The organism is Pseudomonas sp. HLMP, assembly GCF_046365545.1.
In the GTDB taxonomy this organism is placed as follows: Bacteria; Pseudomonadota; Gammaproteobacteria; order Pseudomonadales; family Pseudomonadaceae; genus Aquipseudomonas; species Aquipseudomonas guariconensis_B.
Window position 1 is genome coordinate 4,892,927 of record NZ_JBDLLR010000001.1, and the last position, 20,705, is coordinate 4,913,631.

The 20,705-nt window shown below is 66.3% G+C and carries 17 protein-coding genes; 4 read left to right on the forward strand and 13 right to left on the reverse strand.

The window, feature by feature from the left end; translation table 11 throughout:
- Positions 1 to 3: 3 nt before the first annotated feature.
- From ABFA30_RS22665 to ABFA30_RS22710, 10 genes are read right to left on the reverse strand one after another with little or no spacing between them, the layout of a single operon-like run.
- Entirely contained in the window at positions 4 to 1,140 is a 1,137-nt protein-coding gene (locus tag ABFA30_RS22665; protein WP_410045983.1) for a glycosyltransferase, read from the reverse strand.
- A complete protein-coding gene (locus ABFA30_RS22670; RefSeq protein WP_225787949.1) occupies positions 1,133 to 2,098 on the reverse strand; it encodes a glycosyltransferase family 2 protein in 966 nt (321 codons plus the stop codon). The genes ABFA30_RS22665 and ABFA30_RS22670 overlap by 8 nt, the downstream gene beginning before the upstream one ends.
- Positions 2,095 to 3,465 (reverse strand): O-antigen ligase family protein, encoded by a 1,371-nt coding sequence (locus tag ABFA30_RS22675; RefSeq protein ID WP_410045984.1) that lies wholly within the window; start codon positions 3,463 to 3,465, stop codon positions 2,095 to 2,097. Before ABFA30_RS22675 ends, ABFA30_RS22670 begins: the two co-directional genes overlap by 4 nt.
- Positions 3,462 to 4,565 carry a glycosyltransferase family 4 protein gene (locus ABFA30_RS22680; RefSeq protein ID WP_410046068.1) on the reverse strand — a complete coding sequence of 368 codons (1,104 nt, stop codon included), beginning with the start codon at positions 4,563 to 4,565 and terminating at the stop codon, positions 3,462 to 3,464. Before ABFA30_RS22680 ends, ABFA30_RS22675 begins: the two co-directional genes overlap by 4 nt.
- Positions 4,550 to 6,124 (reverse strand): GumC family protein, encoded by a 1,575-nt coding sequence (locus tag ABFA30_RS22685; protein ID WP_225787947.1) that lies wholly within the window; start codon positions 6,122 to 6,124, stop codon positions 4,550 to 4,552. Before ABFA30_RS22685 ends, ABFA30_RS22680 begins: the two co-directional genes overlap by 16 nt.
- Positions 6,125 to 6,137: 13 nt before the next feature.
- Positions 6,138 to 7,175, reverse strand: a complete 1,038-nt coding sequence (locus ABFA30_RS22690; RefSeq protein WP_253090836.1) for a polysaccharide biosynthesis/export family protein — start codon at positions 7,173 to 7,175, stop codon at positions 6,138 to 6,140.
- A 21-nt stretch (positions 7,176 to 7,196) separates the two neighbouring features.
- Positions 7,197 to 7,844, reverse strand: a complete 648-nt coding sequence (locus tag ABFA30_RS22695; protein WP_253081388.1) for a CpsD/CapB family tyrosine-protein kinase — start codon at positions 7,842 to 7,844, stop codon at positions 7,197 to 7,199.
- A gap of 1 nt (position 7,845) precedes the next feature.
- Positions 7,846 to 8,592, reverse strand: a complete 747-nt coding sequence (locus tag ABFA30_RS22700; RefSeq protein ID WP_225787944.1) for a sugar transferase — start codon at positions 8,590 to 8,592, stop codon at positions 7,846 to 7,848.
- Positions 8,589 to 9,653, reverse strand: coding sequence for an NAD-dependent epimerase (locus ABFA30_RS22705; RefSeq protein WP_225787943.1), 1,065 nt, complete (start codon positions 9,651 to 9,653; stop codon positions 8,589 to 8,591). Before ABFA30_RS22705 ends, ABFA30_RS22700 begins: the two co-directional genes overlap by 4 nt.
- Positions 9,650 to 11,002: a UDP-glucose dehydrogenase family protein gene (locus ABFA30_RS22710; protein ID WP_225787942.1), complete on the reverse strand. Its 1,353-nt coding sequence runs from the start codon at positions 11,000 to 11,002 to the stop codon at positions 9,650 to 9,652. The genes ABFA30_RS22705 and ABFA30_RS22710 overlap by 4 nt, the downstream gene beginning before the upstream one ends.
- A gap of 384 nt (positions 11,003 to 11,386) precedes the next feature.
- Between ABFA30_RS22710 and ABFA30_RS22715 the strand changes: the two genes are divergently transcribed.
- Positions 11,387 to 13,078 (forward strand): sulfatase-like hydrolase/transferase, encoded by a 1,692-nt coding sequence (locus ABFA30_RS22715; protein WP_253081389.1) that lies wholly within the window; start codon positions 11,387 to 11,389, stop codon positions 13,076 to 13,078.
- 71 nt (positions 13,079 to 13,149) lie between these two features.
- Here ABFA30_RS22715 and ABFA30_RS22720 read toward each other — a convergent pair whose 3' ends face one another.
- On the reverse strand, positions 13,150 to 14,091 hold the full coding sequence (locus tag ABFA30_RS22720) for a LysR substrate-binding domain-containing protein (protein WP_225787940.1): 942 nt from the start codon (positions 14,089 to 14,091) through the stop codon (positions 13,150 to 13,152).
- A gap of 146 nt (positions 14,092 to 14,237) precedes the next feature.
- Here ABFA30_RS22720 and ABFA30_RS22725 point away from each other — a divergent pair, with 146 nt between their 5' ends.
- The 3 genes from ABFA30_RS22725 to ABFA30_RS22735 all read left to right on the forward strand — a co-directional run bounded on the left by ABFA30_RS22725 (position 14,238) and on the right by ABFA30_RS22735 (position 18,180).
- Entirely contained in the window at positions 14,238 to 15,614 is a 1,377-nt protein-coding gene (locus ABFA30_RS22725) for an L-serine ammonia-lyase (RefSeq protein WP_410045985.1), read from the forward strand.
- A 176-nt stretch (positions 15,615 to 15,790) separates the two neighbouring features.
- On the forward strand, positions 15,791 to 17,692 hold the full coding sequence (locus ABFA30_RS22730) for an acyltransferase family protein (protein WP_410045986.1): 1,902 nt from the start codon (positions 15,791 to 15,793) through the stop codon (positions 17,690 to 17,692).
- Positions 17,693 to 17,874: 182 nt separating this feature from the next.
- Entirely contained in the window at positions 17,875 to 18,180 is a 306-nt protein-coding gene (locus ABFA30_RS22735) for a helix-turn-helix domain-containing protein (RefSeq protein WP_410045987.1), read from the forward strand.
- A 106-nt stretch (positions 18,181 to 18,286) separates the two neighbouring features.
- Here ABFA30_RS22735 and ABFA30_RS22740 read toward each other — a convergent pair whose 3' ends face one another.
- The gene (locus ABFA30_RS22740; RefSeq protein ID WP_253090835.1) at positions 18,287 to 19,582 is read right to left on the reverse strand and encodes an NAD(P)/FAD-dependent oxidoreductase; all 1,296 of its coding nucleotides are present in this window, start codon (positions 19,580 to 19,582) and stop codon (positions 18,287 to 18,289) included.
- Positions 19,583 to 19,596: 14 nt separating this feature from the next.
- Positions 19,597 to 20,685, reverse strand: coding sequence for a polyamine ABC transporter substrate-binding protein (locus ABFA30_RS22745; RefSeq protein ID WP_368815952.1), 1,089 nt, complete (start codon positions 20,683 to 20,685; stop codon positions 19,597 to 19,599).
- Between the last annotated feature and the right edge of the window lie 20 nt (positions 20,686 to 20,705).

The window sequence follows — 20,705 nt, forward strand, 5'->3', positions numbered from 1 at the left end:
CACTCATCGGGTCTGGTTGGGGGTCCATTGGTTGTAGCTGTGCCCGCGCAGGAACTGCCACAGGCCGACGCTCATGCCGGCCAGGGTCACCAGCACGAAAGCGGCGAGGCGAAACGGCCTGGGCAGGCGATGGCGCACATCCAGCAGGCCGGCCACGGCGATGGCGTAGCCGAGCAACTGGGCGGCCAGGGTCAGGCGGTAGAAGCCATGCTCGTCGAGCAACCAGAAGTTGACCAGCAGCAAGGGCAACAGCAGCACCGGGGCCAGGCGGCGGACCAGCTTGTGGCTGATCAGCGCGATGGCGTACAGACCGTGGCGCAGAGGGGCGAGCAGTTCACGCCGAGCGGCGAGGCTGATCAGGCCGCCGACGGTGACGCGCTGGCGGCGGCTGAACTGCCGCTCGGCTTCGTCGACGCCACAGTCGAGCACCGTGGCTTGGTCGACATAGACGACACGCTTGCCGGCGACTGGGGCACAGGTATTGATGTAGAAGTCGTCGTTGACCCGTTCGGGGATCGGCTGGTACAGCTCGCGGCGCAGCGCCTGCAGGGCACCGTCGGCCGAAACCGTGCAACCGGTGCGATTCTCCACCCGGCGCAGCCAGGCTTCGTAGCGGCGGTAGAGGCTTTCGCCCAGGCTCAGGCCCTTGCCCGCCACGGGGATGATCATCTTGCCTACCGTGCCGCCGACGTCGGCGTCGGCGAACGGCGCCAGCAGTGCGTCGAGGGTGCCGTCGACCCACTGCACGTCGCAATCGGTGAACACCAGGATGTCGCCCGTGCAGTGGGCGACCGCGGCGTTCAGCACGCTGTTCTTGCCTTGGCGCGGCAGGTCGAGCACCAGGATGCGTGGGTCGTCGAAGTTGCGGGCCAGGGCCACGGTGCAGTCGCTGGAGCCGTCGCTGGCCAGGACGATCTGCAGGCTGGCGACGCGACAGTCGTGCGCCAGCAGGTTGCGCAGCTTGTCCTCGACGTGCCGCTGCTCGTTGTGCGCGGCCACCACCACGCTGACGTGCTGCGCTGGCAACGGCGCGGGGCGGCGCCGGGGGAAGAACGGCCCCATGGCCGTGAGCAGCAGCGGGTAGCCCAGCCAGGCATAGAAAGGCAGGAGCAGGCATAGCCAGAAGATGAATTCAGCCACGAGCGGGCCTCCTTGCGTTGCAGTTGAACAGATTGAGCACCAGGGCCGCGCCGGCCAGGTGCAGGCGGATCCAGTGCAGCCCCCACAGTTGCAGGATGAACAGCGGGTCGCGGTGCTTCAGGCTCTGGCGCAGGCTCAGCGCCAGGGCGGGCAGGGCGCCGACCAGCAGCAGGAGCAGGGCGGTGTGCCCTGAGCCGGCCAGGAGCAGCGACAGGGCCAGGGCATCGAGCAGCCAGATCGCCAGCGACAGCAGCGGGAAGCGCAGCAGGCGCAGGTTCAGGCCATGGCTGCGCAGCAGTTGCACGTGGCTGCCCTGGCGCCAGAGCTCCTTGCCCAGCCATTCCGCCCAACTGCCCTCGAACCCCCAGTGCAGCACCACCGGCTGGCGCAGCACCCGCAGGCGGGCGCCGGCCTGGTGCAGGCGCAGGGTGAAGTCCTTGTCCTCGCCGGTGCGCAGGCGCTCGTCGAAGCCACCGACGCGTTCGAACCACTGGCGCTGCATCAGCAGGTTGGGGGTCGGCAGCCAGGTGCTGTCCTGCACTGTCTGCCCGGCGCGCAGCGTGCGGCGCTGCCAGGCATAGGCGAACCAGGGCGCCTGGCGCGGGGTATCGCAGTCCAGGGCGAAGACATCGCCTTCGCCACGGCGGTGCAGTTCGAGCAGGCGGCCGAGCCAGTCGGCGGGCACTTCGATGTCGGCGTCGAGAAACGCCAGCCACTGCCCCTGGCTGGCCCGCGCGCCATGGTTGCGCAGGGCGCCGATGGCCATGCCTGGCAGGCTCAGCACGCGCGCGCCATGGGCCTGGGCGATACGCGGCCCGGCGTCGCTGGAGCCGTTGTCCACCACCAGCACCTCGCAGGCCAGGCCTGCCTGCGCGGCGGCGGCCTGTACCGCCTGCAAGGTCCGGGCGATGTGCCGGGCCTCGTTGAACATGGGGATGACGACGCTGACCAGGTTCATGCCACGTCCCCCACCGCCCGCGTTTCGGCGGCCTTGCGCCAGGCCACGCTGGACAGCGCCAGCATCAGCCACAGGTACTTGTGGCTGGGGGCGCTGAGGAACATCAGGAACAGCGCCAGGGCAAGCATGCTCATGGTCAGGTGGGTCATCATGTCGGCCTGGTCCTGGTCGCCGGCGGCCTGCCAGGCGGCGCGCGCTCGCCAGAAGTTGCGCAGGGCCAGGGCGATCATGCCGACGAACAGCAGCCCGGCTGGCAACCCGGTTTCGCTGACGATCTCCAGGTAGGTGTTGTGGGCCCGGCGGTAGAGGTCGGTGACCTTGCTGTTGACCGGGGCGAAGGCCTTGGAGAAACCGGTGCTGGCATAGTGCAGCGGGAAGGTGCCAGGGCCGGTGCCCAACACCGGGCTGTCGCTGATCATCTCCCTGCCCACCACCAGGTAGGAGGCGCGGCGGCCCAGGGACTCGTCCTTGTGCGCATTGACCCCGGACTTGAGCAGCACCAGCGACTGGATACGCTCGACGTAGCCGGCCGGCATCAGCGCCGCCCCCAGCGGCAGCACGATGGCCAGGCCGAGCATGGCGAACCCCAGGTGCCGCGGGCGGATGCGCCGCAGCTGTTCGCGGTAGTTGTAGAGCACGATGACCAGGCTGATCATCAGCACCACCAGGCCCGAGCGCGATTCGGTCTTGGCCATGCCGGCCAGCAGCAACAGGCAGCAGGCGGCCCAGAACAGCTTGACCGGCACCTGGCGGCCCTTGATCGCCAGCCACAGGCTCATCGGCATGGCCACGGTGATCAGCATGGCGAACAGGTTGGGGTCGAGCATCGCGGTGGCGCGGCCCTGTTCCTGGTACTTGGTGGAGAGGATGGCGAACAGGCACATCACGCACACGCTCAGGCTCACCAGCCGCGCCAGCATGGCCAGGTTCAGGTCGCGACCGACCAGCAGGGCGATGACGAACACCACCAGGCCGACGATCAGTTCACGCAGGTGGCCCAGGGACAGGGCCAGGTTGTCGCTGGTCCACAGGCTCAGCAGGTACAGCACCAAAAACGGCAGCAGCAGGCGCCAGTGGCTGCTGCGCAGGCGTTCGCCGGGCAACTGGCGCACGGCCAGTTGCAGGGCCAGGATCAGCGCCAGGCCGACCCCGACCAGCTTGGCGCCGGAGAGCAGGCCGTCCTTGAGCAGCCCCTCCAGCGGGACCAGCGTGGCGATCGCCAGCAGCCCCCAGGCCGGGCGCCGGTACAGCACCAGCGCACCGGCCAGGGCGAGCACCGCGCCCGGCGCCAGGTAGGGATAGGGGCTGGCCAGCAGCACCAGGCACAGCAGGCCGGCCAGGCTGACCAGCGACAGTGGGATGATCATGTGACAACCTCCTGTGCCGCGCCCTGGTAGACCTGGGCCCAGTGCAGTGCCAGGGTCGGCAGGTGGTAGCGTTCCTGCTGGGTCTGGCGGGCACGGGCCACCAGTTCGGCGACCTGCGCCGGGTCGTCGAGCAGGGCTTGCAGGTGCCGCCCCAGCTCGTCGACCGCCAGCGGTCGGGCCAGCAGGCCGTTGCGGCCGTGTTCGATGACATCGGGGATGCCGCCGACGCCGAAAGCCACCACCGGCACGCCTTCTTGCATGGCTTCGAGCAGGATCATCGGCGTGCCTTCGGTGCGCGAGCTGATCACCAGGGTGTCCAACCGCGCCATCCAGCTGCGCATGTCGTGCTGAAAGCCCGGCAGGCTGATGCGCTCGCCCAGCCCGGCGGCATCGATGCGGGCCTGCAGCGCGGCGCGTTCCGGGCCATCGCCGAGCATCACCGCCTGTAGCCGGGGGTGGCGCTGGCACAGCGGGATCAGGGTGTCGAGGAACAGGTCCGGGCCTTTCTCGCGGCTCAAGCGGCCCACGTAGCCGACCAGCCACTGGCCGTTGCCGTGGACACGCCTGGGCGCTGCGGCGGCCTGCGGCAGGCCATTGGGGATCACCTGCAGCTTGCCGGCCGCGACCCCCGCCTGACGCAGCAGCGCGGCGATGCTCTCGGCCACGCAGACCACCCGCTGCACCTTGGGTGTGCGGCACAGCTGCAAGGTGAGCCAGGTGTAGAGGCGCTGCTTGCGGTTGCTCGGGGTGAAGCCGTGCTGGGTACTGACCAGCGGCAGGCGCCATAGGGTCGCGCCCAGCCAGCCGAACACCAGGCCCTTGAAGTTGTGGGTGTTGATCAAGGGCCGTTCACCCCGGTACTGGTGCAGCTGTGCCAGCAACTGCACCAGGCCCTGGCACGATTGACACGCGACGCCGGCCTCGCGAAAGCGCGCCACCAGCTGCGCCGGGGCATCGAGGAACAGCACCCGATGCTGGCCCGGCGTGGCCTGGCAGTGGTCCAGCAGCATGCGCTCGGCACCGTAGAACCCGCCACTGCTGAGCAGATGGAGGATCGGCCGGTGGCCGGCGGGCACGGCGGCGTTCAATTGCGCACCCAGTGCATCAGGCGTGGCAGCGACCAGGACCGATGCGGGTTGGGCAGGGCCGGAGCCTGGTCGTTGATCACCAGCAGCACCGGCAGGTCCAGTTGATGGGCGATCTGCGCCGGATGCTTGAAGCGATGGTCGAAGAACTCCTTGATGTAGACCAGGGCGATCGACAGCAGGATGCCCGTGAGCAGGCCGAACGGGATGATCAGGCCAGGTTTGGGGAAGGCCGCGGTGGTCGGCTCGTACGGCGCGCTGAGGATCCTCGCGTTGGACTGGCTGCCATCGAGCAGGCCCTGGCCACGGCTTTCCTCGTAGCGCTGGGCGTAGGTGGAGAAGGCCTTGTGCAGGGCATCGATCTCGGTGTCCAGCTGGCGGGTCTTGCTCTGGGTCTCGCGCAGTTGGTGGATGCGCGCCTTGTAGTCGGCGATGCGCTGGGTCTTCTGGTCGATCACCTGCTGAGTCACGGCCAGGTCCTGCTGGCGTTCGCGGATACGGTTGTCGACGATCTTGAGGAACTGCTGGCGGGTGCGGCCGATCTGCTCGCGCAGCAGCAGCATGGGTTCGGCGCTGGCCTGGAACACGGCCAGGTCGGCGCCGTAGCGGGCCACCTGGCTGGTCAGCTGTTCACCCAGTTGCTTGATCTCGCGGTCCTCGAAGGCCACGTTGTCGACCGTGGTGGTGAAGGTGTAGGGGAAGCTGTAGTCGGTCATCCTGGCCTTGTTGGCCATGGCCATGCTGCTCTTGAGGTAGTCCAGCCACTGGCGGTTCTGCAACTGCCGGTCGCGGTACAGGTTCAGCGCCTGCTCCTCGGTGTTGATGGCGTTGAGGCGGAAGGTGATCTCCTCTTTCGGGTCCGACGAGCCGACCGCTTCGAGCAGGCCGAGGCGCTGGCTCTCCAGATCGCCCAGGCGGGCCTGGTAGTGCAGCTTCTTCTGCTCGTAGAAGGTTTCCGGCAGTTCGTTGGACTGCAAGTCCTGGCGGTTCTTCAGGAAGTTGTCGAGCAAGCGCTGGACGAACAGGGTGCCGAGCTTGGGATCGTCGGCGCTGTAGATCACCGAGATCACGTTGGAGCCGGGCAGGGTCTCGACGGTGAGTTCCTTGATCGCCTGGTCGGTGAGGTCATCCAGCGCGGTGTCGCGCTGTTCGGCCACCTCGTTGCCGAACAGGCGCTTGAGCGGGTCGGTCACGTGTTCGCGCAGGGGCACGGACACATAGCGCTGCAGCAGGCCGGGCTCGGCCTGGTAGTGGCCTTCCTGGCGCAGCTGGTCGATGGTCTGGCGGATCAGCGTCGGCGAGCGCAGGATGTTGCTCTCGGTCTCCATGTCGGCCAGCGAGGGCGGGATGAAGCGGTCGGCTTCCTGGGTCAGGGACGAGCTGGTGTCGCTCTGCGAGAGCTTCTTGGACTGCACGATGACCTCGGCGGTGATGTCGTAGCTCTGCTTGAGCACCAGCGGCAGCACCACGGCGATCACCGCGAAGATCAGGAACACCCGTTTGACCAACTGGCGGTTGGCGAAGAAGATCCGGAAGAACTCATGCACGTAGTTCTCTTTGGGTTGCGTAGTCATGGCGTTCTCCCGGTCATTCGGCGTCGATTTCGCGCCGGTCGTTGTTGTCGTCCTTGCTGTCCAGGCGATAGCTGAAGTTCACGCCCATGCCCTGGAACAGGATCACGTCGGCCAGTTGCCGGGACAGTTCGCCAGCGCTGGCCAGCTTGGTCTTGGGCACGTAGAGCATGTCCTCGGGCTGCAGGTAGGCGATCGCCTGGCTTTTCCCCGACAGCGCTTCGTCGACGTCGTAGTTGTAGGCCTGCACGGTGTTGCCGTTGCGCCGCATGATCACCACCGAGCCGAGCCTGGCCTTGATGGTCGGGCCGCGTGCCAGGGTCAGCGCCTCGAGCACCGAAACCGGGCGGCGGATCGGGAAGGCGCCGGGCTGGCCGACCTCGCCGAGCACGTAGATCTCGTTGACGGCGGTGGACTTGAGCAGCACATCGACGGTCATGCGCCCCGGCAGGCTGGCGTAGCGCTCGTTGAGGTAGTCGCGCAGCTGGTTGACGGTCATGCCCTGCAGCGGGATCGAGCCGATCTCGGGGAAGGTCGCGCGCCCGTCCATGCCCACGGTGATGTCGCGGCTCATGCCGGTGCCGGGGTGGGTCAGGGCATCCTTCATGGTGCTCATGGGGCTGAGCACGCGCACCGTGACCTGGTCGCGGTTGCGCTGGAACACGCGCTTGTTGCGATAGGCCTGCTGGATGGCGTTCTCGGCTTCGGCGGTGCTCATGCCGGCGATGTTCACGCTGGTGTTGGTGCTGGGCAGGGTGATGCTGCCGTCGGGCTGCACCAGTTGGCTGCCATTGAGGTTGCCGGCGGCGAGGAAATTCAGGTCGACGGTATCGCCGGTCTGGATGCGGTAGGCCCCCGAGCTGCTGCTACTGCCGAGGTGGAAGATCACTTCCAGCACGTCCTGCGGGCGCAGCACCTGTTCCTGGCGGGCGATCTCGGTGTTCTGCGCCTCGGCGGGCGGCGCGGTGAGGATCTGTACCGGCATCTGCCGGGCTTCCTGGCTGGCGCAGCCGGTCAATGCCAGCACGCACAGGGCAATCGATGGGTATTTCATGGTGGGTATCCTGTGCTGGCCTCAGAGGTTGTCGTACAGCCACTTGGGCATGTAGTACTTGCGCTTGTTGAACACGCTGCCGATCAGCCGCGCGCCGGCCTGGCTCAGGCGCTGGGCGGCGGCCTGGGCGACTTCCCAGCGCGTTTGCTCGCCGCACACCACGAGGATCACGCCATCGACCAGGGGGCCGATCACCAGGCTGTCGGCGCTGGCATAGACGGCTTCGCCGTCGATCACCACGAAGCGGTACTGGGCCGCGAGCTGGCGCAGCAGCACGCGCAGGCGTTCGGGGTCGAGGCGGTCGCGGCCACGTATCCAGGTGCCGCCGGGGAGCATGTCGAATGCCTGGTCGGACAAGCGCACGATGCAGTCCTCGGCCAGTGGCGGGGTGTCCTGGTCGAACAGCAGGTCGGTGAACCCGCGCAGCTTGCCCAGGCCCAGTTGCTGGCTGAGGCTGTTGGCACTGTTGCTGCTGTCGATCAGCAGCACGCTGCCCGCGCTCATCAGGGCCAGTTGGCTGGCGAAGGCCAGGGTGCTGGTACTGGTGCCGCTGCCGGTGTTGGCCGCGGTCAGCAACAGGGTGCGCTGGTCGAGGTCAAGGACAGTGGCGGTCAGGTTGGTCTCGCTCGGGGTGGCGATACTCAGGCTTCTCGAAGTGGAACCGTCCATCTCAACTTGCTCCGTGGCCAGTGAAGACTTTGAACGGAGTCTTGAAGAGGATCTTCAGGTCCAGCATCAGGCTCTGTTCGTTGATGTAGCTCAGGTCTAGCTCTACGCGTTGGTCGAAGTCGATGTTGCTGCGCCCGGAGATCTGCCAGAGGCCGGTCATGCCGGGGTAGATGGACAGCCGCGCGAGGTGGTTGTCCTTGTAGCGGTAGGCGTTGAACGAGGTGGGGCGCGGGCCGACCAGACGCATGTCGCCGGTGACCACGTTGATCAGGTTGGGCAGCTCGTCCAGGCTGCTGCGCCGCAGCCAGCCGCCGACCGAGGTGATGCGCGGGTCCTTGTCGATCTTGAAGTCGATGGCATCGGCGCCGTGCTTGTTCAGGTGGCGCAGCGACTCCTTCAGTGCCTCGGCGTCGGCGACCATGGTGCGGAACTTGAACATGCCGAACACCCGCCCGCGGTAGCCAGTGCGCTTTTGCACGAAGAACACCGGGCCCGGGCTCGAACGCTTGATCAGCACGGCGAGCACGATGAACAGGGGTGATAGCACCAGCAGCAAGGCCAGTGCGGCGAGGCACGACAGCACGCGGTTGGTCCGCGACAGGGTCCACGGTCGCCCACCGACGCGGCCGGTAAGCCAGCCGCGGCCCTGCATGTGGATGGCCGCGTCGATGCGCTGCCGGTGCAGTGGGTCCATGCGTTTGTCCTGGTGCAGCGCCTGCAATTGCGCGCTTCTGGGTTGTCCCGTCATACCGCCCTCCGTTGATCCGCCTGCTCGCCTGCCGGGGTGGTCGTCGTGGCGTTGGGCGCGCAGTACTCTTGAAACCAGGCGATGAATCGCCTGAGCCCTTCATCGAGGGAAACCTGTGGAGTGAAGCCGGTGACCCGGGCCAGGGCGCTGGCATCGGCGCAGGTGGCCAGCACGTCGCCCGGCTGCAACGGCAGCAGCTCGATCACTGCATTGCGTTGCAGGTGCTTCTCCAGCAGCGCCAGGTAGTCGAGCAGTTCCACCGGGCGCTGCCCGCCAATGTTGTAGAGGCGCCAGGGCGCCTGGCTGCTGGCCGGGTCGGGGGCATGGGGGTTCCAGTCCGGGTCGCCTGCCGGCGCCCGTGGCATCAGCCGCACCAGGCTTTCGACGATGTCGTCGATATAGGTGAAGTCGCGCTGGTGGCGGCCATGGTTGAACAGCTGAATCGGCCGGCCTTCGCTGATCGCCTTGGCGAACTGCATCGGCGACATGTCCGGGCGGCCCCAGGGGCCGTACACGGTGAAGAAGCGCAGGCCGCTGCAAGGGATGCCGAACAGGTGGCTGTAGCTGTGGGCCATGGCCTCGTTGGCCTTCTTGGTGGCGGCGTACAGTGACAGCGGATGGTCGACGGTGTCCTGCACGCGGTACGGGGTCTGCCGGTTGGCCCCGTACACCGAGCTGGACGAGGCGTACAGCAGGTGCTGCACTGGGTGGCGGCGGCAACCCTCGAGGATGTTGAGGAATCCGACCAGGTTGCTGTCGATGTAGGCCTGGGGGTTTTGCAACGAATGGCGCACGCCGGCCTGGGCGGCCAGGTGCACCACCACCTCCGGGCGCTCCATGGCGAACAGCCGGGCCATGCCGTCGCGGTCGCTCAGGTCGAGGTGGCGCAGGTTGAAGTCGCCGCCTTGCTGGCGGACCCAGAGCACCCGCGCATGCTTGATGGCCGGATCGTAGTAGTCGTTGAAATTGTCCAGCCCCACCACCTGGTGGCCGTCGCGCAGCAGGCGCAGGCAGGTGTGGGCACCGATGAAACCGGCCGCGCCGGTGACCAGCACTTTCATGGCGCACCCACTTGTGGGGCGACCTGGCGCAGGCCGATGCCGCTGTAGAGCAGGCCATGGGCCGCCACCTGCTCGGGGTTGTACAGGTTGCGTCCGTCGACGATCACCCGTTCGCGCAGCTTGCTGGCCAGCAGGGCGAAGTCGACCACGCGAAAGTTCTTCCATTCGGTGCAGATCACCAGGGCATCAGCGTCCTGCAGGGTGTCGTCGCGGGTGGCGCACAACTGCAGGTCGTCACGGTAGCCGTAGAGGCGCCGGCATTCGTCCATGGCCTCTGGGTCGTAGGCGCGCACGGTGGCGCCTTCGGCCCACAGCGCTTCCATCAGGTAGCGGCTGGGCGCCTCGCGCATGTCGTCGGTGTTGGGTTTGAAGGCCAGGCCCCAGAGCGCGATGGACTTGCCGGCCAGCGGCGTGCCCAGGCGCTGCTTGAGCTTGGCGAAGAGGATCTGGCGTTGCCGGTCATTGACCTCGGTGACGCTCTGCAGCAGGCGCAGCGGCATACCGCTGCGCTCGGCGGTGTGCAGCAGGGCCTTGAGGTCCTTGGGGAAGCACGAGCCACCGAAGCCGCAACCGGGGTAGATGAAGTGATAGCCGATGCGCGGGTCGGAGCCGATGCCCCGGCGCACCGCCTCGATGTCGGCGCCCAGCTGCTCGCTGAGGTTGGCTAGCTCGTTCATGAAGCTGATGCGCGTGGCGAGCATGGCGTTGGCAGCGTACTTGGTCAGCTCGGCGCTGCGGTTGTCCATGAACATCAGTTTTTCGTGGTTGCGGCAGAACGGGGCGTAGAGCTCGGCCAGTTGGTCGTGGGCGATCTCGTCGCGGGTGCCGACGATGATGCGGTCCGGGCGCATGCAATCGGCCAGGGCACTGCCTTCCTTGAGAAACTCGGGGTTGGACACCACGCGCACCTGCAACTGGCCCTTGCCCAGGCGCTGCAGTTCCTCGCGGGCCAGGGCCAGGACCTGGTCGGCGGTCCCCACCGGCACGGTGGATTTGACGATCAGGGTGCGGTCCTGCTCCATCAGCGCGACGATCTGGCGGGTGACATCGAGCACATGGGAGAGGTCGGCCGAGCCATCCTCGTCGGGCGGGGTGCCGACGGCGATGAAGATCAGCTCGGCGTGGCTGACGGCATCGCTGGCCTGGGTGCTGAACAACAGGCGACCGTCCTTGATGTTGTCTTCCAGCAGCTCCGACAGGCCTGGCTCGCTGATCGGCGGCACGCCCTGGCGCAATTGGTTGATCTTGTGGGCGTCGACATCCACGCACAGGACCCGGTGGCCTACATCTGCCAGGGCCGCCGCCTGTACCAGACCGACATAACCAGTACCAAAAACGCTCACGTCCATGCGCAGTGCCTCGTATGGATGAGTAATAGGGATGAAACAAGGTGGTGAATTCGGTATAGCTCAGCCGTCCGGTTTTGCGTCAAAGCAATGGCATGTTTCGTTGAATTTACAAGCGCTGAGCGAGAGGGCCATCTGCCATCAACCCTTTTCCAATCCGTGAGTTAGCGTGGAAAGCTACTGGCAATTGGCCGGTTAGCAAACCGATGAACGGTCAAAGGCCGCGAAAAACGTGGGCTGTACGTGATAGAGAGTCTCAAGGATGAGTCACTTGTACCGCCAAAATACAGCGTGACGTTAACGCCGGAAAATTGACTTTCTCGGCTTGTGATTTGTTACAGGGCTGCTACGGTTTGAAGGGAAAACCATGACCGGAGTGGCCGAATCATGCGCGCAGGGATCAAGGGATTGTTGCTGGTCGCCTACCTGGCGAGCTTCCACACGTATTACCAGGAGCGGATGGAAGCACTGGGCATCGGCCCTGCATTGCTGATGTACCTGGGGCTGTTCGCGATCACGACCGTGGCCTTGCTGTTGACGGCCTGGATACGTCCTGCCTGGGTACGCTGGCCACTGGCCGTGGCGTTGACGGCCAGTGCGGTGTTCTTCGATGCCTACACCCGCATCACCGATTCGTACCTGACCTACAGCGCGTTCGTCTCCATGGTCTATTCCGGCGGCTTCATCCACGAGGCGCTGCAGCAGTACCAGCAGGCGATCAGCGTGGCCCTGGCCAAGGGGCTTTTGCTGCTGTTCGGCATCGGCCTGCGGCCGGGCGCCGTGCCTCGTTTGCCACGGCTGGTGCCGGTCGCGGCACCGTTGCTGGCCTTGCTGCTGCTGATCGGCATCCTGTTCGTGCGTGCCGGCGAAGGTGCCCGTGGCCTGCCGGTGATGTACACGCCGCTGGCCTACCTGAGCCTGTTCACCTACGAGTCGCTGCACGACAGCGTCGGGCCGCGCCAGCCGGTGACCCTGGCCCGTTCGGGGTCGCCCCTGGCACGGGACATCGTGCTGGTGATCGACGAAAGCGTCGCCGGCAACTACCTGGACCTGAACACCCCGGCGGGGGTCACCAGTCACCTGGCCCAGGCGCAGCCCGGGGTGGAGATCTTCAACTACGGCTATGCGGCGGCGGTGGCCAACTGCAGTGCCGACACCAACGTTACCTTGCGCTATGGCGGGACCCGCGCCGATTACCTGCGGATCAACTCGACCGGCCCATCGATCTGGCAGTACGCCAAGCAGGCGGGGCTGGGCACGGTCTACATCGATGGGCAACGTACCGGCGGCAAGCTGCAGAACCTGATGACCGAAACCGAGAAGCGCGACATCGACCGCTTCGTGCAGTTCGACGACACGCCGGTGATGCAGCGCGATATGGCCGCGTTGCAGACACTGGTGCAGCTGCTGCGGGACGACCAGGCGCAGTTGATCGTGATCAACAAGGTCGGCGCCCACTTCCCGGTGCACGACAAGTACCCCGACGCATTCATGCAGTACCAGCCGGCGCTGCCGCGTGGGCGCTTCGCCGACGTTGCCGACACCGGCACCCGCGAAGGTTTCGATGGCCGGCCGCAGGACTGGGTGCTGTATCGCAACTCGTACCGTAACAGCCTGCTGTGGAGCGTGGGCGAGTTCTTTCGGCGCCTGTTCGCCGAGGGCGACCTGAGCCAGGCGGTGGTGATCTATACCTCCGACCATGGGCAGGACCTGCATGAGCGGGGCGATCCGGGGTTGAACACCCATTGCGGCAGCGACCCGGTGGCGGAGGAGGGGTTGGTGCCATTGGTGGTGATCCAGGGCCAGGGGGTGAAGTCGCTCGACTGGCGCGCGCACCTGGGCGACAACCACAACGCTTCCAGCCACTACAACATCTTCCCGACCCTGCTGGGCCTGATGGGGTATGACCGGGCAGGGGTGACGGCGATGTACGGGCGGGCGCTGGATGTGGCGACCGAGGACCCCTTCACCTTCAACGTGCGATTCAATGCGCGGCTGGGGGCGAAGCCGGATTTCCGGCGTATCGACCTGGGGCGGATCGTGACGCCCAAGCCGGACAAGGTGATCGCGGTGCAGTAGTCATCCTGGGGCCAGGTGCCATCCCGAGGTCATTAGGGCCGCTTCGCGCCCCAAAAGGGGACAGCACCGCGTCACGCCAACGCCAGGGGATGCAACGCCCGGAACCCTTGTGCCTCTTCCACCAGCCAGTCATGCACCGCCCGTGCCCCCGGTTGGCCCAGGCCCCCCGGCGGGTAGTGCAGCATGTAGCGCTTGTGATTGGCGATCGGCATGCCGAACGGCACGATCAGCGCCCCGCGCTCGAGCTCGTCGTTGAGCAGGGTGCGCCGGGCGATGGCCACACCGACCCCGGCAATGGCTGCCTCGATGGTCAGGTGGTTGCGGTTGAAGGTGTGCCCGCGGCGCACATCCAGCCCACCTGCGCCGATGCTCTGCAGGTAGAACTCCCATTCGGCGTATTCCGAGCTGCCACGCCAGGCGGTGATGTCGTGCAGCAATGGGTAGTGCACCAGGTCCGCAGGGCCATGCAGGGGCGGGCGCCCGCGCAGCAGGGCCGGCGAGCACACCGGGAAGATCTGCTCCTCCAGCAGCGGGGTCGAGCGCATGCCCGGGTAGCTGCCATCGTTGAGGTCGATGGCCAGGTCGAAATCGTCCGGGTGCAAGGCCTGGTTGCTGTCCTCGGCCACCAGGCGCAGCTCGATGTCCGGGTAGCGCTGCTGGAAGCGCGGCAGGCGGGGTGTCAGCCACTTGGCCAGGAACGAGGGGATCGATCGCAGGCGCAGGGTGCCGCGGATCTCGCCGGCATCCAGGCGCAGCAGTTCGGCTTCGATGCTGCCATAGGCTTCGGTCACCGTCTGCGCCAGGCGCTGGCCCTCGGCGCTCAGCTCCACGCCACGGGCCCGGCGCAGGAACAGGCGGTAGCCCAGGCGCTCCTCCAATTGGCGCATCTGCTGGCTGACGGCACCGGGGGTGATGTGCAGTTCCTCGGCGCAGCGGGTGAACGACAGGTGCCGCGCCGCGCAGGAGAATACATGCAGCCAGACGAACAGCTGGCCATTGAGTTGTCGTCGCATCGTTTAGTTAGGCTAAAGCCTTGCTTAGGAACTTTCGTTGGTCATTGGCGGGTGTGCGCGGCAGTATCGCGCAAATTCGCAATACCGTTCAATTTTTCCAGAGAGCCGTGTCACGGCGCAGTCGCCCGTCACGGTCAGGCATTAGCATGGCTATCAGTGTTTTCGACCTTTTCAAGATTGGCATCGGCCCCTCCAGCTCCCATACCGTCGGCCCGATGCGTGCCGCGGCCACTTTCGCCCAAGCCCTGCGCGAGCGCGGGCTGCTGGCGCAGGTGAGGCGTGTCGAGGTGCGCCTGTACGGCTCGCTGTCGGCCACCGGCGTTGGCCATGCCACCGACCGTGCCTGCCTGCTTGGCCTGATGGGCCAGTGGCCGGACCGTATCGAGCCGCAGAGCATCGAGCCACGCATCGAGCAGTTGCTGGATACGCAGCGGCTGATGCTCGACGGCAGTCACCCGGTGGCCTTCCAGTATGCCCGTGACCTGCTGCTGCTCGACGAGAACCTGCCGTACCACCCCAACGCCATGCGCTTGCACGCCTTTGGCGAGCACGGGCAGCGCTTCAGCCAGACCTACTATTCCATCGGCGGTGGCTTCATCGTCGAGCAAGGCGAGATCGATGCCCCCGAGGCCAATGCCGACCCGGTGCGCCTGCCCTATGAATTTTCCAGCGCCGCAGAGCTTCTGGCGTTGTGCAGGGCGCACCGGCTCAGCGTCAGCCAACTGATGCTGGCCAACGAATGCGCCTGGCGACCGCAGGCCGAGGTGCGCGAGGGCTTGCTGAAGATCTGGGCGGCGATGGGCGAGTGCGTCGCCAACGGCCTGCGCAACGAGGGCATCCTGCCTGGGGGGCTCAAGGTCAGGCGCCGCGCTGCACGCTTGCACCGCAGCCTGCAGGAGGCGGGCAAGCCCAACGTGATCGGCTCGACCCTGAGCGCCATGGAATGGGTCAACCTGTTCGCGTTGGCCGTCAACGAAGAGAACGCCGCCGGCGGGCGCATGGTCACCGCGCCCACCAATGGCGCGGCCGGCATCATCCCGGCCGTGTTGCACTACTACATGAAGTTCAACCCCGGCGCCAGCGACGACGATGTGGTGGCGTTCCTGCTGGCCGCGGCGGCGATGGGCATCCTGTGCAAGAAGAACGCCTCGATCTCCGGCGCCGAAGTCGGTTGCCAGGGCGAGGTCGGTTCGGCCTGCGCCATGGCCGCCGCGGGCCTGGCCGAGGTGCTCGGGGCGACCCCGGCGCAGTTGGAGAACGCCGCCGAGATCGCCCTGGAACACAACCTGGGGCTGACCTGCGACCCGGTCGGCGGCCTGGTCCAGGTGCCGTGCATCGAGCGCAACGCCATCGCCGCGGTCAAGGCGATCAATGCGGTGCAGATGGCCCTGCGCGGCGACGGCGAGCACTTCATCTCCCTCGACCAGGTGATCCGCACGATGCGCGATACCGGCGCCGACATGCACGACAAGTACAAGGAAACCTCGCGTGGCGGCCTGGCCGTGGCCTTCGTCGAGTGTTGATGGAGCCAGAAAAATGACGATTCGCGCCAGGGTTTTTCAAAGGTTACCCTGACTAGGTGTACGGTTGTCGGGTTTTTGACTTTTCGCCTTGGCGAGCGCGCAAATCCAGCCTACAACTGTGAGATGGCACATTGCCTCTGGGCATCCGTCTCCAAAACCTAGGGAAGGCTTGGCGCATGACTCGTGAAAAGTACCGCACCGATATCGACGGCTTGCGCGCGGTGGCGGTGATCGCCGTCTTCGTGCATCACCTCAATACCGCGTGGCTGCCGGGCGGCTTCATCGGTGTCGACATCTTCTTCGTGATCTCCGGTTTCCTCATCACCTCCCAGGTCTTCGCCGAAGTGCGCGAAGGCCGCTTTTCCCTCAGGCGGTTCTACCAAAGGCGGATCAACCGTATCGTGCCGGCGCTGGCCACCGTGCTGCTGGCCAGCGTGGTGGTCGGCGCCTTCCTACTGTCGCCGGTCGACCTGATGCGGCTCAACGCCACGGCGTTGTTTTCCCTGCTGGGGGTGTCGAACTTCTATATCTGGATCACGTACGGCAACTACTTCGCCGCCGACGCCAGCGAAGCGCCTTTGCTGCACACCTGGTCGCTGGGCATCGAGGAGCAGTTCTACGTGGTCTGGCCGCTGCTGGTGGTGCTGGTGTACCGGCTGGCTCCCCGCCACCTGCTGCTGGTGCTGGGCGTGGGGGTGGCGCTGGCCGTGGCGTTCTCCCACTACGCCACCGGGATGTTCGCCACGGCGTCCTACTACCTGCTGCCCACGCGCTTCTTCGAGCTGATGCTCGGGGGTTGGCTGGGCCTGTACCTGCAGCAGCCACGGGCCATCGGTCGTGTGCGTGCCGGGGTGTGCACGGTGCTTGGCTACCTGCTGATCGGCGTATCGCTGGCATGGCTCGGCGAAGGTGCGCCGTTCCCTGGACTCAACGCACTCTGGCCCTGCCTGGGTGCGGCCTTGCTGATCTACGCCGGGGCGGGTGGGGCACGGTCGCCGTTGTTGAGTAGCCGGCCGATGGTGTTCATCGGGCTGATCTCCTACTCCCTGTACCTGTGGCATTGGCCGTTGATCGCCTACCTCAACTACTTGGGCGTCCCCATTACCCTGGGCGTGGGCGGCGCCGTGGTGGTGGTCGCGGTGCCGCTGTCCTGGCTGTCCTGGCGCTATGTCGAGGTGCCGATGCGCCGCAGCGGGGTGCAGCTGCGCTTTGCCCAGGTGTTCTTCCGGCGCTTCGCGGTGCCGGCGCTGGGCTTGGTGCTGGTGGCAGGGGTGACCCAGCAGTTCGAAGGGTTCCCGCAGCGCTTCAGTGCCAAGGTCGAGAGCCTGGAGGCCATGACCTTGAGCAAGCCTGCCGAGATCCGCCGGGGCTGCCATGTGGTCAATGCCCTGTACACCACCGGGCCCAAGGACGACTGCCGCCTGGGTGCCGAGAAGCCGGCCATCGACGGCATCCTGGTGGGTGACTCCTTCGCCAACCATTTCTCGGGCATGGTGGACATCCTGGCGCGGCCAGACAACATCAGCCTGATGGACTACACCATCGACAACTGCCTGCCGGTGCTCGGCTACACCGGCGGCATGTCGCCTGTGTACGCGGCCCATTGCGACTTGCGCAATGCGCGGGTGTTCGACCTGATCGAGCGCAACCGCTACCGCTATGTGGTGCTGGCGGGCAGCTGGCCGCGCGACGAAGCGGCCAAGGGCATCATCGAGGACAGCATCCGCCATGCCGTGGAGCACAGCGGCCAGGTCATCGTGATCCTCAACAACCAGCCCATCGACAAGGCCGCCACCTGCCCGATCCGTCGGCTAATGTTCGACCTGCAGCGCCAGTGCGAGACCGACGAAAGCAGCCGGCCCCACTACTGGGCGCAGATCCGCGCCAAGTACCCCCAGGTGCGCTTCATCGACCCCAACCAGGTGATCTGCCCGGGCCAGCGTTGCAGCCCGTTGATCGACGGCAAGCTGCTGTACCTGGACAACGCCCACCTCAACGAGGTCGGCTCGCGCTTCATCGGCCAGACGCTGCTGGAGCGGGGGTACTCGTTGTTGCGTGACCCTGTGGGGCGGTCGTGACCGGCTGTCGAGTGCGTCCTGCGGGGCGGGTGATGGGCTGATTTCCTACATGGTTCTCTGAAATACCAGACTTTGGCTTTTTGATCATTTCTGGAAAATATGCCCGTTACGGGCATATGTCGGATCCGTGGTGAGCGAAAGCTTTGCGGATGCCCTGGCCAGCAGTGTGATGGAGGTCTGTTGTGACCAGCAAACTGATTGAATCCTGGCGCGACGACCTGTCCGCTCTCCACGAGACCGGAGCCGTTGGCAAGGTCACGATGCGTGAATTCGAAGCGATCTGCCCGGCGCCGGTTCGCGACTTCAGTGCGCTCGATATCAGGCGGTTGCGCGAGACGCTCAATTTCAGTCAGCCGGTGTTCGCACTGCACCTGCACACCTCGACTTCGACCATTCGCAAATGGGAGCAGGGTGAAACGCGTCCTGCGGGGCCTGCCTTGAAGTTGCTCAATGTCATCGCCGACAAGGGGCTGCACGCCATTCTCTGAGGTTGCTCGACCTCGTCGCGAGACGCCGGCGGGGCCCAGGGTTCGTCAGGCTGCTGACGCTCCCCAGGGCCCCGAACTGCGGTAAACGAATTGACCGTACAGGCCGCTAGCCGAGCACCTCGCGCAACCGATACCACAGCATCCCCAGCGCCAACAGCGGCGAGCGCAGCGCCTTGCCGCCGGGGAAGGTCAGGTGTGGCACGGCGCTGAATACATCCAGGCCCTGGCTGTGGCCGACGGCGATGGCCTCGGCCAGCAACTTCGCGGTCCAGTGGGTGACGTTCAGGCCATGGCCGGAATAGCCTTGGGCGTAATAGACGTTGGGGTGCTGGCTCAGCCGGCCGACCTGGGGGAACCGGTTGGCGGTGATGCCTATCATGCCGCCCCACTGGTAGTCGATGCGCACGTCGGCCAGTTGCGGGAACACCTTGAGCACCTTCGGCCGCATGTAGGCGCCGATGTCCTTCGGGTCGCGCCCGGAATAGTGACAGGCACCGCCGAACAACAGGCGCCGGTCGGCGGTCAGGCGATAGTAGTCCAGGCCCACTTTCTGGTCGCACAGGGCCATGTTCTGGGGGATCAGCGTGCGCGCGATGCGCTCGGGCAGCGGCTCGGTGGCCACCACGTAGCTGCCGGCTGGCAGCACCTTGCCGCTCAGGCGCGGCTCCAGCTCGTCCAGGTGGGCGTTGCAACCCAGCACCAGGCTCTGCGCCCGGACCTTGCCGTGGGCGCAGTGCAGGGTCACGGTGCTGCCGTGCTCGATGCGCAGCACCGGGCTGCGCTCGAACAGGCGGGCGCCGAGCCCGTGCGCTGCACGCGCCTCGCCCTGCACCAGGTCGAGCGGGTGCAGGTGGCCCGAGCCCATGTCCACCAGGCCACCGGCGTACTGGTCGCTGGCGACTACCTCATGGATGCGCTCGGGGCCGACCAGGCGTGTCTCGTGGGCGTAGCCGAGGGCTGCCAGGTCGTCCAGTTCGTGCTGGAAGGCGGCGAACTGCGTGGGGGTGTTGGCCAGCTCGCAGAAACCCCAGCGCAGGTCGCAGGCGATGCCGTACTGCTCGATGCGCCGGGCCACCAGCGCCACCGAGTCGATCCCGGCCTGTTGCAGGTAGCGCACGCCGTCCTGGCCGACGTAGCGGGCGAACCCGCTGACGTCGTGGCCGATGCCGCGGATCAGTTGGCCGCCGTTGCGCCCGCTGGCGCCCCAGCCGATGCGCCGGGCCTCCAGGAGGATCACCGAGAGGCCGCGTTCGGCCAGTTCCAGGGCGGTGTTGACCCCGGTCAGGCCGCCGCCGACCACGCAGACATCGGCGCTCAGCTCGCCTTCGAGCTTGGGGTAGGGCGCCAGGTCGCGCGCCGTGGCGGCGTAGTAGGAGGTCGTGTGTTCGTAGGTCTGGGACATGGTGCGGGCTCGGCTTAGCGGTTGGATTTGATCTTGCTCCAGGAGCGGGTCATGAGCCGCATGATCTTCGGGCTCTGGGTGTTGGAGACGTACAGCTTGTCCAGCACCTCCTGGGGCGGGTAGATCTCGGGGTTGTCCACCAGCGACGCGTCCATGTAGGCCTTGGCGTCCGGGTTGGCGTTGGCGTAGCCAACGGCAGCGCTGACCTTGGCGATCACCTGCGGGTCGAGCAGGTAGTCGATGAAGGCCAGGGCCTGTTCGGGGTTGTTGGCATCCTTGGGAATGGCCAGCAGGTCGAACCACAGGTTGCTGCCTTCCTTGGGAATGCTGTAGGCGACCTTCACCCCGTTGTTGGCCTCCAGCGCGCGGTTGGCCGCCTGGAACACGTCGCCGGAGTAGCCGAAGGCCACGCAGACATCGCCGTTGGCCAGGTCCGAGACGTACTTGGAGGAATGGAAGTAGGTGACGTACGGGCGCAGCTCCAGCAGCTTGGCCTCGGCCTTGGCATAGTCGGCAGGTGCCTCGCTGTTCGGGTCCATGCCCAGGTAGTGGAGCATGGCCGGGAACATCTCGTCGGGCGAGTCCATGAAGGCCACGCCGCACTGCTTGAGCTTCTTCAGGTTCTCTGGCTCGAACAGCACCGCCCAGGAGTCGATGCGCTCGATGCCCAGCACCGCCTTGACCTTGTCGACGTTGTAGCCGATGCCATTGGTGCCCCACAGGTAGGGCACGGCATAGGTGTTGCCCGGGTCGTTGCGTTCCAGTTGCTTGAGCAACGTCGGGTCCAGGTGCTTCCAGTTCGGCAGCTTGCTGCGTTCCAGCGGCATGAAGGCGCCGGCCTGGGCCTGGCGGGCGAGGAAATGGTTGGAAGGCACCACCACGTCGTAGCCGGTGCGCCCGGCCAACAGCTTGCCCTCCAGGGTCTCGTTGGAGTCGAACACGTCGTAGATCACCTTGATCCCGCGGCTGGCCTGGAAGTCGGCCAGGGTGGTGTCACCGATGTAGTCGGTCCAGTTGTACACGCTGACCGTCGGCTGGGCCTGGGCGGTCGCGCCGAACAGCAGGGTGAGTGCGGTGGGAATCAGGGATGGTAAATGACGCATGTCGACACCTCGTTGGTCTT

Bases quoted from the DNA above. Each gene is read 5' to 3' on its own strand.
- ABFA30_RS22670 (WP_225787949.1), bottom strand. From the start codon at position 2,098: ATGAACCTGGTCAGCGTCGTCATCCCCATGTTCAACGAGGCCCGGCAC.
- ABFA30_RS22675 (WP_410045984.1), bottom strand. From the start codon at position 3,465: ATGATCATCCCACTGTCGCTGGTCAGCCTGGCCGGCCTGCTGTGCCTG.
- ABFA30_RS22685 (WP_225787947.1), bottom strand. From the start codon at position 6,124: ATGACTACGCAACCCAAAGAGAACTACGTGCATGAGTTCTTCCGGATC.
- ABFA30_RS22690 (WP_253090836.1), bottom strand. From the start codon at position 7,175: ATGAAATACCCATCGATTGCCCTGTGCGTGCTGGCATTGACCGGCTGC.
- ABFA30_RS22695 (WP_253081388.1), bottom strand. From the start codon at position 7,844: ATGGACGGTTCCACTTCGAGAAGCCTGAGTATCGCCACCCCGAGCGAG.
- ABFA30_RS22700 (WP_225787944.1), bottom strand. From the start codon at position 8,592: ATGACGGGACAACCCAGAAGCGCGCAATTGCAGGCGCTGCACCAGGAC.
- ABFA30_RS22705 (WP_225787943.1), bottom strand. From the start codon at position 9,653: ATGAAAGTGCTGGTCACCGGCGCGGCCGGTTTCATCGGTGCCCACACC.
- ABFA30_RS22710 (WP_225787942.1), bottom strand. From the start codon at position 11,002: ATGGACGTGAGCGTTTTTGGTACTGGTTATGTCGGTCTGGTACAGGCG.
- ABFA30_RS22715 (WP_253081389.1), top strand. From the start codon at position 11,387: ATGCGCGCAGGGATCAAGGGATTGTTGCTGGTCGCCTACCTGGCGAGC.
- ABFA30_RS22720 (WP_225787940.1), bottom strand. From the start codon at position 14,091: ATGCGACGACAACTCAATGGCCAGCTGTTCGTCTGGCTGCATGTATTC.
- ABFA30_RS22725 (WP_410045985.1), top strand. From the start codon at position 14,238: ATGGCTATCAGTGTTTTCGACCTTTTCAAGATTGGCATCGGCCCCTCC.
- ABFA30_RS22730 (WP_410045986.1), top strand. From the start codon at position 15,791: ATGACTCGTGAAAAGTACCGCACCGATATCGACGGCTTGCGCGCGGTG.
- ABFA30_RS22740 (WP_253090835.1), bottom strand. From the start codon at position 19,582: ATGTCCCAGACCTACGAACACACGACCTCCTACTACGCCGCCACGGCG.
- ABFA30_RS22745 (WP_368815952.1), bottom strand. From the start codon at position 20,685: ATGCGTCATTTACCATCCCTGATTCCCACCGCACTCACCCTGCTGTTC.